Genomic DNA, 13827 nt, shown 5'->3' with positions numbered 1-13827 from the left:
TTTGCTTTTTTTCGAGGTTACGGAGAAGAAAAAAAACATTACGGGCTTTTTTGTAGCATTTATCAACAAAAAACGATTTTATTTGTGTTTTTTTTACAAAACAAAAGCGGAACTCCCTAGGGAATTTCGCCTTTGTAAATTGGTCTAACGAAGTGATTACTTCTTAGGCTCAATCTTTTCCATGCCGCCCATGTAGGGACGCAGCACTTCAGGAATCAACAGGGAGCCGTCCTTCTGCTGGTAGTTGTCGCAGATGCCAACCATCACGCGAGGAGTAGCAAGGCCAGAACCGTTCAAGGTGTGGATGAAGGTGTTCTTGCCGTTGATCTTGGTCTTGATGCCTGCGCGACGTGCCTGGTAGTCTTCGAAGTTAGAGCAGGAAGAAACTTCCAGCCACTTCTTTTCCACCGGAGCGTAGACTTCAAGGTCGTAGCACTTTGCAGCGCCGAAACCAAGGTCGCCCTTGCAGAGTGCCAGACGATGGTAGGGGAGGCCCAGCTTTTCAAGAAGCATTTCGCCAAAGCGGGTCAGTTCTTCGTGATCTTCGTAGGAGTGTTCCGGATGAGCGAAGTAAACCATTTCAACCTTGTTGAACTGGTGCAGGCGCAGGAGGCCGCGGGTGTCCTTACCGTAGGAACCTGCTTCACGACGGAAGCAAGCGGAGTAGGCGCAAATGCGCTTGGGCAGTTCGGATTCGGGAATCACTTCGCCAGAGTACAGGTTGGTCAGAGGAACTTCTGCGGTCGGAATGAGGAACAGGTCGTCATCCTTGTCGCAGCGGTACATGTCTTCTTCGAACTTGGGGAGCTGACCGGTACCACGCATAGTGTTACGGGTTACCAGGTACGGAGGAGTGAATTCTTCGAAGCCAGCCTTCTGGTGTTCGTCCAGGAAGAACTGGATGAGGGCGCGTTCCAGGCGAGAGCCGAGACCGCGGTAAACCGGAAAGCCGGAACCGGAAATCTTTGCGCCGCGTTCGAAGTCGAAAATGCCAAGGCGTTCGCCGAGAGTCTTGTGGTCGACGCGGGCGAAGTCATCGTTCTTGGTGTAGTAGTCGAAAGGAATCGGGCCGTCCTTTTCGACCTTGTTGTCGGAGGAGTCCTTACCTTCGATGGAGCGGGGAGCGATGTTGGGGACGTGCATGAGCATTTCGGTCTGCTTGTATTCCAGATCCTTCAGCTTCTTGTCCATTTCGTCGATCTTGTTGCCCAGTTCGCGGGTAGCGGCCTGAGCGGCGTCGGCATTTTCGCCCTTCTTCTTCAGTTCGCCGATGAGCTTGGACTGAGCGTTGCGTTCGCTCTTGAGGCGTTCCACTTCGGTGAGGAGGGGGCGGCGTTCTTCGTCGATAGCGAGAACATCGCGCAGGCTCACGGTAGTATACTTCTTTTCGGTTTCAGCAATATAATATTCCGGATTTTCGCGGATCTTCTTAATGTCAAGCATTTTATGCCTCGGTTAGATAAAAATTTTCGGATGTAATAATAGCAATTATTTTAGGATAATTTTCTGCGTATTCCGTCCCGCTTTCACAATAAACGTTCCTTTATGGCCAATCTTTATGTCTAAAGAACCGTTTGCGTATACCTTTTTGATGTAATTCCCATTCAAATCAAAAATAGAGACGTCTCCGGTGTAGGTTTTTAAGGCCGTGGTCTCGTGCAAAATTCCTGTTTCTTCGTTGTCCGATACGTTATTTGCAGAGGAACTGCTGGAAATGTCTGCCGAATTGGAACTGTTGGCGGGTGTTTCGTTGCCGCTGGCCGGTCTGATTGATTTCGCAATAATGGCTGCCAGTTCGTATGCCCCATTGGCATTGGGGTGGACGTTGTCATCCAGCAGCCATTCCGGCTTATTGAAGGATTCGTGGAGGTCGATGAGTTGTACGCCCTTGTTGGTGGCCACTTCCTTGATCAGGGGGTTGATGACGTTCACGATAACGGTGTCTGTAATGAACCAGTCCCAGTTGTTGGCGTAGGGCTGCAGGGTGGCGTAAATGGTGGGGGCCTGGGGCTGGTGGGCGAAGGTGTCGATAAGGGCCTCGTAGTCCTTCTTCATTTCGCCCAGGAGGTCTGCCCGGGAATAGCCCTTGGAATCGTAGGCGTAGTAGTTGTACCCCGTGGAACTTCCTGCACCGTCGTGGAAATACTTGCTGTCGTTGGTTCCCAGTTCAATGACCACGATGTCGGGCTGGAATTCGTAGGCTTCCTTGAATTTGGGGGACGTCCAGTAGGATTCGTTAGATTTTTTATGGAACATCATACCGGAATGCCCGAAGTTTCCCACTTCGAAGTCATCGCCTAGCATAATCTGCAGGTTTTGCGGATATGTTTTTTCGTCCCAGTTTAAGCCGTATCCGAATGTGATGCTGTTGCCGACGCAGGCCACCTTTGTGGCGAAGGCTCCAGATGCCGTGAAAATCGAGATGGCGGCGATGGTGGTAAGTTGTCTTAAATCCATAGAAATCCTCATACGAAACAGAAAATAAAAAATGGCTGCGGTGTTGTTGAGGTTTACATCATTTTTTTATAGGTAGCAGTAATAATTTGAATGCCCACATATATATTCCAAATTGGAATGGGAATTTAAAAGGAGTGCAAAAAATGAGAATTCTTCCCCTGCTAATGATTGCCGCAACCGTTTCTTTCGCCCAGTGGGGTGGAGGCGGAAAATCCCTGAATGACTATAAGAAGGTGTCTGTTTCCGGGCGCGACATCCATGTGTACGCCCCGTCGAATCTGGCGCCGAAGAGCCCGCTGCTTCTTTCGCTGCACGGCATGGACCAGGATCCCAATTACCAGCAGGATATGACCCACTGGGAAACTGTGGCCGATACGGCTGGTTTCGTGGTGGTGTACCCTAGAGGCGGTACGGGAATGTCTACCTGGGATATCCAGGGCGATAAGGATACCAAGTGGGTGACCGAAATTATTAACCAGATGGTCAAGGATTACGATATCGATACCAAGCGCGTCTACCTTTCCGGTTTCTCTATGGGAGGTATGTTTACTTACCACGCCATGAGCAAGATTGCCGACAAGATCGCCGCTTTCGCTCCCTGTTCCGGCCCCAATGTGTATGGTGCGTCCAAGGCCATGCGCCCGGTTCCCATTTTCCACCCTCACGGAACCAATGACGATGTGTTGCAGTATAGCTCGCTGGAAAGTTTCCTGAAGAATTATCGTGACCAGTTTAACTGCCCGGCTCAGGCCGAAGTCACGGAAAACTATCCCAATAGCGAAAACCGGGCTACCCTTTACAGCTGGGGCCCTTGCGATGATGGCGTCTATATCAAGCACCTGAAGCTTCAGGGCCGAGGTCATAGCCCGTCCAAGGCCGATGTTTCCGACATCTGGAATTTCGTGAAGCAATACTCCCTGGATGGCGTGGCTGAACCGATCGTGGTTCCCACCAATAGGGATACCGTTTTCAACGGTACTTTCTCTGATTCCCTGAAGTTGGCTGGTTGGTCTCTGACCGTTCATAGCGGTGACGGTACTTTCAAGTTTAACGAAGGCAAGGGCGAAATCAATGTGACCAAGGTGGGTACCAACGCCTACGACGTACAGGTGATTCAGAACGGCATGCATTACGAAAAGGGCAAGAGCTACAAGCTGACCTTTGATGCCTATGCTTCCGTCGCAAGAACTCTCGAAGTGAACCTGGAAAAGGATACGGATCCGTGGACCAGCTACCTGGGCGAAGCCGCCACCTTCGACCTTGGCACAACATCCAAGACTTATGAAATCATGTTCACCATGAACGAACCTACCGATGAAAATGGCCGTATTTCCATTAATGCTGGTCTTGCCACAGGATCTGTGTTCATCGATAATGTCAAGCTGACCGAAGTTACTTCTGACGAGGTGGGCTTGGCCAAGAACCGTCTTATGCTGTCTAGCGAAACCTCGTTCCGCGTGTATAACTTGAAAGGGGCTTTTGTATGTAAGCTCAATTCTCGCCCCGGTGAAATTCAGACTCGACTGAATTCCATGAACCTTAACAAGGGCTTGTACATTGTGAAAAACGGCGCTCTAAACAGGATATTCTCTGTAAAGTAGGTTGTTTTAACTAAATTTAAGAGCGATGAAGTATTGCCTGAAAGTCGCTCTAGCTTTTTTGTGGCTATGCACCCTGACGGTTCTGTCGGGGTGTTATAGCTTTACTGCGAGTACGCTTCCCAGTCATATCAAGACGGTGAACATCCACGAAGTAGACGATAAGACTCTGGATCCGGTGCTGGCAAACGACATCTATACCGCTGTCGTAGATATGTTCAAGAAGAATGCCGGTGGCGTTCGCGTTATCAAGTCCGAGGCCAATGCCGACTTTGAGGTGACCTTGCTGTCTTATACCAACAAGCCCATGGACTATAACAGCAACAGCGATGTGGAATCTTACCGCGTAACGATCCGCGTCGGGGTCAAGTTCTACGACAACGTCAAGGAACGAATCATCTACGAAAACAAGTCTCTGTCTGCCGAAGGAACCTACGACGTTCAGGCCAACGAAACCGAAGACCGCCACGGTCAGACAAGAGCCATCGAAAAACTCCAAGACCTGATCATCACCAACGCCCTGGCAAAGTGGTAGTCGCTCCGCGACGATTTTAAATGAGGGCTGCCCTGGCAAAGTGGTAGTCGCTCCGCGACGATTTTTAAATGAGGGCTGCCCTGGCAAAGTGGTAGTCGCTCCGCGACGATTTTTTTAAATAAAGTCTTCGACTTTTACGGGGGCTTCGTTTAGGAGGGCTTCGGTCAGGGTGCTGCCTTTGTAGGTCAGCTTTAAGCTGAAGAAGGGTTCACCTCTTTCTAGAAGGGCCAGGAATATCAGGTCGCCGTCCCAGTGGGGGAGTTTCGCCACGTCGGCCTTGGGAACCCATTCCAGATTACCTTCGTCGCATTCCTTGATTTCGCCAGTCCATTGGGTGGCGGTAAAAAGGTGCATGAATTCCGTCTGGTCCATGCCATCGCTAATGAAGGTTACGATACCGCGATACTTGGGGCGCACCAGGGTAAGCCCGGTTTCTTCCAGGGCTTCGCGCTTGATGCAGTCTTCGGGGGATTCCCACTCCTCGAACTTTCCGCCGATGCCGATCCACTTGTCCTTATTGATGTCGTTCTTCTTCTTGACGCGGTGGAGCAGCAGGTACTTGTCGTCCTGTTCGATATAGCAGAGAGTGGTGTTTATCATGGACCCAAATTTAGCTTAGTGGGTCACCTGGCGGTAATAAGCTTCCAGCTTTTCGCGGCAGTTCACGAAGCTTTGCTTGAGGCGGGGGTCAAAATGCGTACCCATGGAGCCCATGATAATCTCGTTTGCATTGGAGAAAGACATGCGTTCCTTGTAGCAACGGCGACTGACCAGGGCGTCGTAAACGTCGGCCACGGCCATGATGCGGGCTTCGAAGGGAATCAGTTCCCCGGCCAGTCCATGGGGGTAGCCACTTCCGTCGAAACGTTCATGGTGGTAGTGGGCCACGTTACGGGCAATCTGCACCAGGTACGGGTCTTCGATAGAAGAAAGCAGGTTCTCTACGATGACGGCGCCCTTGGCGGCATGGGACTTCATGATGTTGTATTCTTCGTCGGTGAACTTGCCCGGCTTGCGCAAGATCATGTCGTCGATGGCGATCTTACCGATGTCATGCATAGGGGCGGCAACGATCAGAGCCTCATAGAATTTCTTGGGCAAGTTGAAACTGGGGTCTCGCTGCATCTCTTCGGTCAGGATGGCCACAACCTTGCTGGTACGCTTGATATGGCCGCCGGTATTGGAGTCGCGGCTTTCGACCATGCTAGCCATGTTCACGATCATCTGTTCCTGGATGGCGTGAATCTGGGAGGCGTTGCTCTTGGCCAACTGCTGCAGACGGTTGTTGTCGCTACCCAGCATCTGCACGTAGCGGTGGTATTCCGTATCTTCTTCGATTTTGAATAAAGTTGCGTAATCCCTGTCGGAATTGCCGGACTTCTTGACGGTGCACTTGAAGTGCCGGTCGCCGGTCTCGAATTCCTTTTCGTGGATGACGTTACCCTGGCGAATTTCGTTTGCCCATTCCTTAAAGAACTGCACGACACCGGGTTTGTTAGGCAAGGTATGGTCTACACGGCATTCCAGCAATTCGGGGAAATGGTTGTAGGCGATCTCGTTTCCGCCCAGGAATTTTTCGCTGGTAGAAATGGAAGCGTAGCCGTTGGCGTTACCTGCTTCCAGGGAGCGGAGTACGCTTTCGCTGATGTCATAGTGTTTGACACGTTCGCAGATATACAGTAACAGGAACTGGTCGAATACATAGACCGCCGGCATGATCAGCATATCGTTTTCCATGAAGCGGGCCAACAGGAAAGAAGCGATAGTGGAAGTTTCGATCAGGGCCAGGGCGAACAGGCTCTTGTAAGAGACGTTCTTCTTCTTGAAGAAGGTGTGGACGATAATGCTTACGTTTGCGACCAGGTAGACAAGGAGCATGACGTTGAACAGGTCATGACCCCAGCCGTAGTTCTGTACTACATAGTTACCCACACCGCTGGCGACTGCATAGGCAAAATCCTTATAATAGAGGTCGCTGTAGCCGATGGTGCAGACCATGCCGAAGATGGCAAAGCTGAGCAGGAACAGTACCAGCTGATAAGCCTGCTGGAAACGGACATGGCACACCTGCAAGATGGCGCAGAACAAGAAGAAGGGGAGGAATGCAGAACCTGCATAGCTCATCTTGACGGCCATAATGGCGCCGTCGGCCGTCTGAGACAAAGCCAGGAGCAAATGTCCCGCGCAGCAGATGAATAGAGCGAAGAATAACAGCGAATAAAGATGCGTATTTCTTCCGTAGTTACGGAAATGCAGCACGTTGTTGATGGCTGCCAGAACGCACATTGTTATTAAATACCCAATAATCATACACAAAACTTCCTGAAATCAAATGTAAAAATTCAAAAACGAAAGTCCGCCTGCTTACAGAAATATGTTGCTAATATTACGTGTTGAGAAGTTTACAACACTTGGCCGCACAAACGATTGACTAGCAAACCACTTGGTTCTTGCCGTTTTTCTTGGCTTGATAGAGCAACCGGTCAGTCCTTCTAATCCACGGTCCCAATGACTCGTTGGCTATGTGCTTCGAAACACCCACAGAAATGGAAAAGTGGAAATTTTCCGTGTCGGAATGGACTTCTCGCTTCCTGATTTCTTCAAGCAAGGTCTGCATGATTCGTGGAGATACCTTGGAATTATTGCCGCTGACCAAAAATTCCTCGCCACCCCAGCGGCTGATAACGCAATCCTTGCAAATCTTTTTCATCTGGTTGGCGAGAATCATCAGAACCTGGTCGCCAACGTCGTGACCGTAGGTGTCGTTGATTTTCTTGAAGTTGTCTACATCGATCATGGCCAGCCACTGATTGGATGCCGCATTCTTATCGGCTAAAATCGGATCCAGTCTTGACATCATGTAGTATCTGTTGGCAAGCCCGGTCAGGGCGTCAAAATCAGCCTGCTTGATCAGCTTTTCTTCGGTCTTGATAATCAGTTTAGACGTTACCTGTGAGAAGCTGACCAAAAAGAAACACACCGCTCCCAGATTCATGCACAGAAACGCCAGCTTGACTGCCCCGCCGATCTGGTAGATTGGCCCTGCATAAACGGAATAGAGGGAGGAAACCATGCAGGAAATGACGATGAAAACCGAAAAGAGATTGGGCTTCGGATCGGGCTGCTTAAACTTCTTGGCCATGTACCGGATGTGGTAAATCAGGGGGATGGTGGACATGGCGTACAGCTGGAATCCGTAATCATAGCCGAGACATATGGTACAAATGAACATGTACAAGGTAAGCATGGTGTAGGTGGTCCATGTGACCTTGGTAAACTGTTTTTTGTGGATCCAGTAATAATGGAAAAAGTAGAAGCAGGCTACCGGGATGGAATAGTAGGCGAGGAACGTGGCGCCCATGAAGTAGTAAAAGGCCATCATCACGATGACCAGCACCGTAAGCACGGTGTTCACGACAAAGGCTGCCTTCTTAAGATCGTTTAGATTGGAAAGCATTAGACGACCACCTGGTTCTTGCCGTTTTCCTTGGCCTTGTACAAGAGCTTGTCGGCCCTGGTAACCCAGGTATCCAAGGTGTCGTTGGGTGTCTTATGGGTAACGCCGACCGAGATGGTAAAATGGATGTTACCGTGAGGGCTCTGTACAGAAACGCTCTCGACTTTTTTTACCAGATTTTCTAGAAGGGTCTGCGGATCTCCCTTGCCGCAAATCAAGAATTCCTCGCCGCCCCAGCGGCTGACTTCGCAGTCCTGGCAAACCTTGCGCAATGTTTCCGCCAACTTTTCAAGAACCCGGTCGCCGGTGGCGTGGCCGTACTTGTCGTTGATTTTCTTGAAGAAGTCGATGTCCAGCATGGCCACCCAGATGTTCTCGGAACTGTCGGTGAATTTGCTAGCCTGTCCGTCGGACTGTTCCTGGGATTCAAAGATTTCCTTCAGGTAGTTCTGCATCCTGTAACGGTTGGCAAGCCCGGTCAGGGCGTCAAAGTTAGCTTGCCTTCCCAGCATTATCTCAAAATCGATAATCTGGTTGATGGTGTTGCTAGAAAAGAAAATCAGGAAGTAGCACACAATGCAGATGTTCATCCCCAAAAAAATCAGGGACGGTAGGCCGCCGATATGGTAGATTGGCCCCACCTTCACTGTGTACAGCGAAGAAATTAGGCTAGAAAGGAGGATGATGATGGAAAATCCGGCGGCCTTGGGGTCCCGCTGGTTGAATTTCTTGGAAATGTACTTCAGCTGGAAAATCAGGGGAATGGTGGACATGGTGTACAGCTGGAACCCGTAATCGTAGCCCAGGCATATGGTGCAAACGACCATGTACAAGGTGAGTAGGGCGTAGGTGCTCCAGGTGGATTCCACCATCCTGCGACTCCGGATCAGCAAGAAGTTGAAGGCGTATCCCAGGGCGATGAAGATGGAAAAGGTGACCAGGATATGGGCGCCGATGGCGTAGTAAATGACCATCATGATTAGCGTCAGGGCGATCATGAGGACGTTCATTCGGTTGGCGATTGTCTGGTTTTCTTGCAACCCTTTCTGGTTGGTGTCGGACACGATATGCATCTCCTTTCTTCTTGTAAAGAAAAGTAAATAAAAATAACGGAAAATGGAGATTTTTGGGGGCCTGCATAAAAAAAGACCCGCCAAAGACGGGTCTTTTTAACAGTCTAACTATTAATATGTGATGTTTATCAAACGCGAATGGTTTTCTGCGTTTTTGTTAATGCACTCCGTTGCCTTCGGGGACGTCGCAGGTGACAGCCTTGCCATCGATTTCCAGTGCGATGGGGGCGGCGCCTTCGCCTGCGGTGCAGAACACTTCGCCGTTTTTGACGGAGAGTGCGATCTTTTCGAAATCCTTCAGCTTCAGTTCCCGCGGCTCGCTGGGAGAGACTCCCTTGAACAAGGCGCGGTCACCGGGCTTTGCTCCTTCAGGTACGGCCACCAGGCGGCACTTGTGTGTTTCGGCTTCCAAATCGCCTGCGAAGAGCATGCCTGCGCTCATGATACCGCGAAGGGGTGCGGGCTTCAGGTTTGCGAACAAAAGAATCATGCGGTCCTTCAGTTCAGAAGCTTCGTAGCTAGCCTTCAGGCCAGAGCAAACGGTGCGGAGTTCGCCTTCGCCTGCGTCCACCTTCAACACGTAGAGGGACGTTGCATCCGGATGGTCTGCCACTTCGACGATCTTTGCGGCGCGGAGGTCCATAGCGGCAGGAACGTCGGCTGCGGTCAGGGGCTTGTTCTGCTTGGGCTTGGCCTGCTGCTGTTGCTGCTGGGGCTTCACTTCTTCATCGATGCGGGGGAACAGGGGCTTGCCTTCGCCGAAAGCTTCGCCGCCCTTCATCAGGCCCCAGACCAGGTCTTCGGCGCTAGTGAACTTGGTGCCAAGCATGGTAAGGCCTTCTTCTGCCTTGGTGGGGATCACCGGCCACAGCATGCAAAGGCTGAGGCGTACGGCTTCTGCGGCCACATAAAGAACGGTAGCCAGTTCATCCTTGGCGGCCGGGTCCTTGGCCAGCTTCCAGGGAGCCTTGATTTCGAAGTAGCGGTTGATGCTACGGACCAGGCTCATGATATTTTCAATGGACTGGGAGAGACGTGCCTGGGGCAGGTCCTGCTTAATGTCTTCGATGACCTTCTTGGCCAAGTTCATTACGTCGTTGGCGGCGTCATCCATAACCACGGCTGCGGGCAGCTTGCCTTCGAAGTTGGTGAGCACCAGCTTGTGGACGCGGTTCAGAACGTTGCCCAGGTCGTTTGCCAGGTCGGCGTTAATGCGACGGACAAAGGAATCGTGGGTAAAGTTTGCATCCTGGCCAACTACCATTTCGCGGGCCAGGTAGTAGCGGAATGCGTCGTCGCCGTACTTTTCCATGTAGTCCATGGGCTTTACGACGTTACCGGCAGACTTACTCATCTTTTCGCCGCCGTTCACCAGCCACCAGCCGTGGGCCAGAATGTGCTTGGGCAGAGGAATGTCCAGGGCCATGAGCATGGTGGGCCAATAGACGCTATGAGTGGTGAGAATGTCCTTACCGATCAGGTGGTAGGTGGCGGGCCAGATGGGGGTGCCGTCAGCAAAAGTCTTGTGGAAGGCGGTGGAGGCGCTCACGTAGTTGAGCAAAGCGTCGAACCACACGTAGGTTACGTAGTCGCCGTCGAAAGGCAGGGGAATGCCCCAGCTAAGGCGAGCCTTCGGGCGGCTGATGCAAAGGTCGTTCAGCGGCTGGCGCAGGAAGCCCAGGATTTCGTTACGACGGTAGTCGGGAACAATCCAGTCCGGGTTGTTGTTCAAGTGGTCAATGAGCTGCTGCTGGTATTTGCTCATCTTGAAGAAGTAGTTCTTTTCCTTCAGCCATTCCACCGGGCGGTGGCTAATGGGGTCGCACTTGTTTTCGTCCAGTTCGTCTTCGCCAAAGAAACGTTCTTCGCCAACGGAATACCAGCCTTCGTATTCCTTGGAGTAGATTTCGCCCTTGTCCCACAGCTTCTGCAGGCATTCCTGCACGTAAGCCTTGTGTTCGGGATAGGTGGTGCGGATAAAGAAATCGTTGCAGATGCCCATCTTCTTCCACAGGTCTTCGAAGTGATGGTAGTATTCGTCTACATGGGCCTGCGGGTCCACTTCTCGCTTGGCGGCTGCGCGCTGCACCTTCTGGCCGTGTTCGTCGGTACCGGTCAAAAAGAAGGTCTGGTAGCCCAGAATCTTGTGGAAACGAGTAAGAATGTCTGCAAGGACGGTGGTGTAGGAGTGCCCGATATGGGGGGCATCATTCACATAGTAAATCGGGGTAGTAACGTAAAAGTTCTTCATATGCGCCCAAATTTAAAAAAAGACCGGGGGCGTGGCCTCGGTCCTATTATAAAATTAGCTTTTTATAGTTGCTTAACCCATTAGAAAGTCAAGTCTACGCCAATACCCACCATCTGGTTTTCACGATCGTAGTTGTTCTTGCCGTAGGCTTCCTTGTCGCCCTTCCATTCGTAGTAGAAACTGTGGAAGTAGCCCAGGTTGATCTTCATCCAGTCGGTGGCCTTGAAGGCGATACCGCCGCCGTAGCTGTTGGCATCGACGTTCATGTTCATTTCGGTCAGGTACTTGTCGCTGACTCCAATGCGTGAGGACTGGGCGCCTGCGCTAAGAGTCAAGCGGGAGATGATATCCCATTCGAAGCCCACCAGCATTTCGTTGGTGCTTTCCAGGTACTTGTCACCACCGTTTGCGTAGTTGGCGGCGGCATCAAAGAACCTGTGGTAGCCAAGTGCGCCGCGAACGCCCTGCACGAATTCGAACTGGGCGCCCAGGGAAAGGTAGCTAGGCATGTCGGCATCGGTCTTTACGCCGTCTGCATAGTTGGGGAAGGAGGCGGCCAGCTGCTTGGGCATCTTCTTGGTGTCGTTTTCAAGTTCCATGCGGGTGCGGTATTCGAACTTGGCGGCGACAGTCAGGCGCTTGTAGCGTACGTCCATGCTGAGGATCGGGGTGACGCCGTAGCCGGTCTGGTCCACGTCCATTTCGGCTTCGCCCATGCCGAGTTTGGAAAGGTCTGCCTTGACCTTGTAGTTGTTGGTGGCGTAGTTGAAGCGGGCGCCTACGTAACCTGAAATGTAGTCGTTAAAACGGTAGGCGGAACCCAGGGTCCATCCGAAGATGTAGCTGGAACCTTCAAGTTCGGCGCTGCCGCCGACGTCGCTCAGGAGCATGCCCTTGGTAAGGGGATTACTGAGGGTGAATGCGTCAAACATGGGGAGTCCGTCATCGTAAGTGACGGTGCCGCCACCACCGGCGATGGTGAATGCGCCAGAAACGGTGACGTTGTTGTGGTGCCATGCGGCCAGGAAACTGGGCATGCTGGGCACGAAGGCTTCGCCTACATATTCCTTTTCGGTGCCGGTGGCGAAGGTGGTGTTGATGATTCGCTTCTGCCAGACGGTCTGGCTGTTCAAGGAAACATTCCAGGTCTTCTTGAATTCCGTGGTACCTGCCGGGTTGGTGTAGATGGCGTCCACTGCGGTTGACGCGTCGCGGGCCACTCCACGAACGAAATGGGCGGACTGGTTGGTGTTATGTATATGTTTTGCGTAAGAAATGTAAGAAATGATTTTTCCACAACGAAAGACTTATTTTGACGGTTTCGCAGCGGATTATTTAAGTTTTTCCGTTTAAGTCAACTAGGCCATAAGCCGTTGCTGCTTTCAAAAAACGCTGGCGAAAATAGTTGCGGAGCTCGGCAGGGGCAAGGACCTGTGCCGTTTCCAGAAATTGAGGAAAATAGACCTTGGCTAGTTCCGGGGAGCATTCAAAAATGTAAATGCCGGGACGTTGGGCGTCCAAGGCGCTAGCGATTTCTTCCTGAGCGGAAACGAAAGAATTGTGACTGCCAGGGTTTTGGGGAGCCTTAAGAATCTTGGGGCGGTTCGTGGCAGCCCTATTGTATAAGGCAACCCCTTCAGGAGAAAGTTCCACTTTTAGCTCCTGGCCGTAGCAAAGGAAGGGGTCGAAATGATTCTTAAAATCTAACGATTTCCTGTATAGAGCGTTGGTTTGAGTGTGGAAGGCGACTGTATCATCGGCAGAGTTGCTGTTATGGGCTGTTGCCACTTCAACGTTCTTGACGTGACTTAAGCGAAATGCCTTGAATTCAACTCCCAACTCGGATCTTTCGCAAATTACCAGGTAGGCCCTCATGTGGGCAGGAGAAAGAGCGACAAAGCATGGTGCCAGCATTTTTCTCTTTCCGTGATAGTCTAGCCAAACATTTAGCTGGTTTTCAATGGCGTAATCTATTTTTGAAAGTTCCACTTTTTTGAGAAAGATTTCTCTTTTGCCACGGGGCATGTCTACGTACTGCTGTAGGTAATGTCTGCACAAGGTGGCTATCTTGATTTTTTTAGAAACGGCGTAAGTCGCGAATTCCCCATTGCGCTTGTGAAGGATAAATTGCAGGGGTGCGCTGTTCTTGAAAAGTTCGCAATTTTCCCTTGAAATACGCTTAGATAAAGGAAATGAAGCTAGTTCCTGGTGCAATTCGATAATCTTGTTGCAGAGTTCGCCAATCCCTTTTAGCTGGTAATCCTGAATATCCATTTCAAGCTGGTTTCGAATAGTCGCCGATACGGCGATTTTGATTTTAGCGGAATTTTCCATAACTGTAAATATAGGATTTTAAAAGTTCCATATTTGCCTATTTCTAAAAAAATAAAAGTTCCACTTTTTCAATATGTTTTTTGATACCGTTGTGAGGCTTTTTACCCAAAGGTATCTTTGTG

Annotated in this window: 11 protein-coding genes; 2 read left to right on the top strand and 9 right to left on the bottom strand. The window is 51.0% G+C overall.

The genetic code is table 11. The features are described 5' to 3' along the window. Nucleotides 1-156: 156 nt before the first annotated feature. Complete coding sequence (gene serS, locus MMG03_RS10465) at nucleotides 157-1443, bottom strand: serine--tRNA ligase (RefSeq protein ID WP_073286428.1); 1287 nt, start codon at nucleotides 1441-1443, stop codon at nucleotides 157-159. A gap of 45 nt (nucleotides 1444-1488) precedes the next feature. Next, nucleotides 1489-2457: a GDSL-type esterase/lipase family protein gene (locus tag MMG03_RS10460; RefSeq protein ID WP_249506223.1), complete on the bottom strand. Its 969-nt coding sequence runs from the start codon at nucleotides 2455-2457 to the stop codon at nucleotides 1489-1491. A gap of 143 nt (nucleotides 2458-2600) precedes the next feature. Between MMG03_RS10460 and MMG03_RS10455 the strand changes: the two genes are divergently transcribed. Together MMG03_RS10455 and MMG03_RS10450 are read left to right on the top strand one after the other, a co-directional pair. Next, on the top strand, nucleotides 2601-4058 hold the full coding sequence (locus MMG03_RS10455) for a carbohydrate binding domain-containing protein (protein ID WP_249506222.1): 1458 nt from the start codon (nucleotides 2601-2603) through the stop codon (nucleotides 4056-4058). 25 nt (nucleotides 4059-4083) lie between these two features. Further along, on the top strand, nucleotides 4084-4590 hold the full coding sequence (locus MMG03_RS10450) for an LptE family protein (RefSeq protein WP_073160477.1): 507 nt from the start codon (nucleotides 4084-4086) through the stop codon (nucleotides 4588-4590). 114 nt (nucleotides 4591-4704) lie between these two features. Here MMG03_RS10450 and MMG03_RS10445 read toward each other — a convergent pair whose 3' ends face one another. The 7 genes from MMG03_RS10445 to MMG03_RS10415 all read right to left on the bottom strand — a co-directional run bounded on the left by MMG03_RS10445 (nucleotide 4705) and on the right by MMG03_RS10415 (nucleotide 13705). Continuing rightward, nucleotides 4705-5190 carry an 8-oxo-dGTP diphosphatase gene (locus MMG03_RS10445; protein WP_073160479.1) on the bottom strand — a complete coding sequence of 162 codons (486 nt, stop codon included), beginning with the start codon at nucleotides 5188-5190 and terminating at the stop codon, nucleotides 4705-4707. 15 nt (nucleotides 5191-5205) lie between these two features. Beyond that, on the bottom strand, nucleotides 5206-6900 hold the full coding sequence (locus MMG03_RS10440; RefSeq protein WP_073236648.1) for an HD domain-containing phosphohydrolase: 1695 nt from the start codon (nucleotides 6898-6900) through the stop codon (nucleotides 5206-5208). 121 nt (nucleotides 6901-7021) lie between these two features. Continuing rightward, a complete protein-coding gene (locus tag MMG03_RS10435; protein ID WP_073160483.1) occupies nucleotides 7022-8047 on the bottom strand; it encodes a GGDEF domain-containing protein in 1026 nt (341 codons plus the stop codon). After that, complete coding sequence (locus tag MMG03_RS10430; protein ID WP_249506221.1) at nucleotides 8047-9120, bottom strand: GGDEF domain-containing protein; 1074 nt, start codon at nucleotides 9118-9120, stop codon at nucleotides 8047-8049. Before MMG03_RS10430 ends, MMG03_RS10435 begins: the two co-directional genes overlap by 1 nt. Nucleotides 9121-9277: 157 nt before the next feature. Then, entirely contained in the window at nucleotides 9278-11371 is a 2094-nt protein-coding gene (gene metG, locus MMG03_RS10425; RefSeq protein ID WP_249506220.1) for a methionine--tRNA ligase, read from the bottom strand. Nucleotides 11372-11451: 80 nt separating this feature from the next. After that, entirely contained in the window at nucleotides 11452-12591 is a 1140-nt protein-coding gene (locus MMG03_RS10420; RefSeq protein ID WP_249506219.1) for an OmpP1/FadL family transporter, read from the bottom strand. A 115-nt stretch (nucleotides 12592-12706) separates the two neighbouring features. Continuing rightward, nucleotides 12707-13705, bottom strand: a complete 999-nt coding sequence (locus tag MMG03_RS10415) for a WYL domain-containing protein (RefSeq protein ID WP_249506218.1) — start codon at nucleotides 13703-13705, stop codon at nucleotides 12707-12709. Nucleotides 13706-13827: the final 122 nt, after the last annotated feature.

Origin of the sequence: Fibrobacter sp. HC4 (assembly GCF_023373925.1) — a bacterium.
Classification (GTDB): domain Bacteria; phylum Fibrobacterota; class Fibrobacteria; order Fibrobacterales; family Fibrobacteraceae; genus Fibrobacter.
Note: the sequence above shows the minus strand (reverse complement) of the source record. Positions and strands in the feature narration are given on the sequence as shown.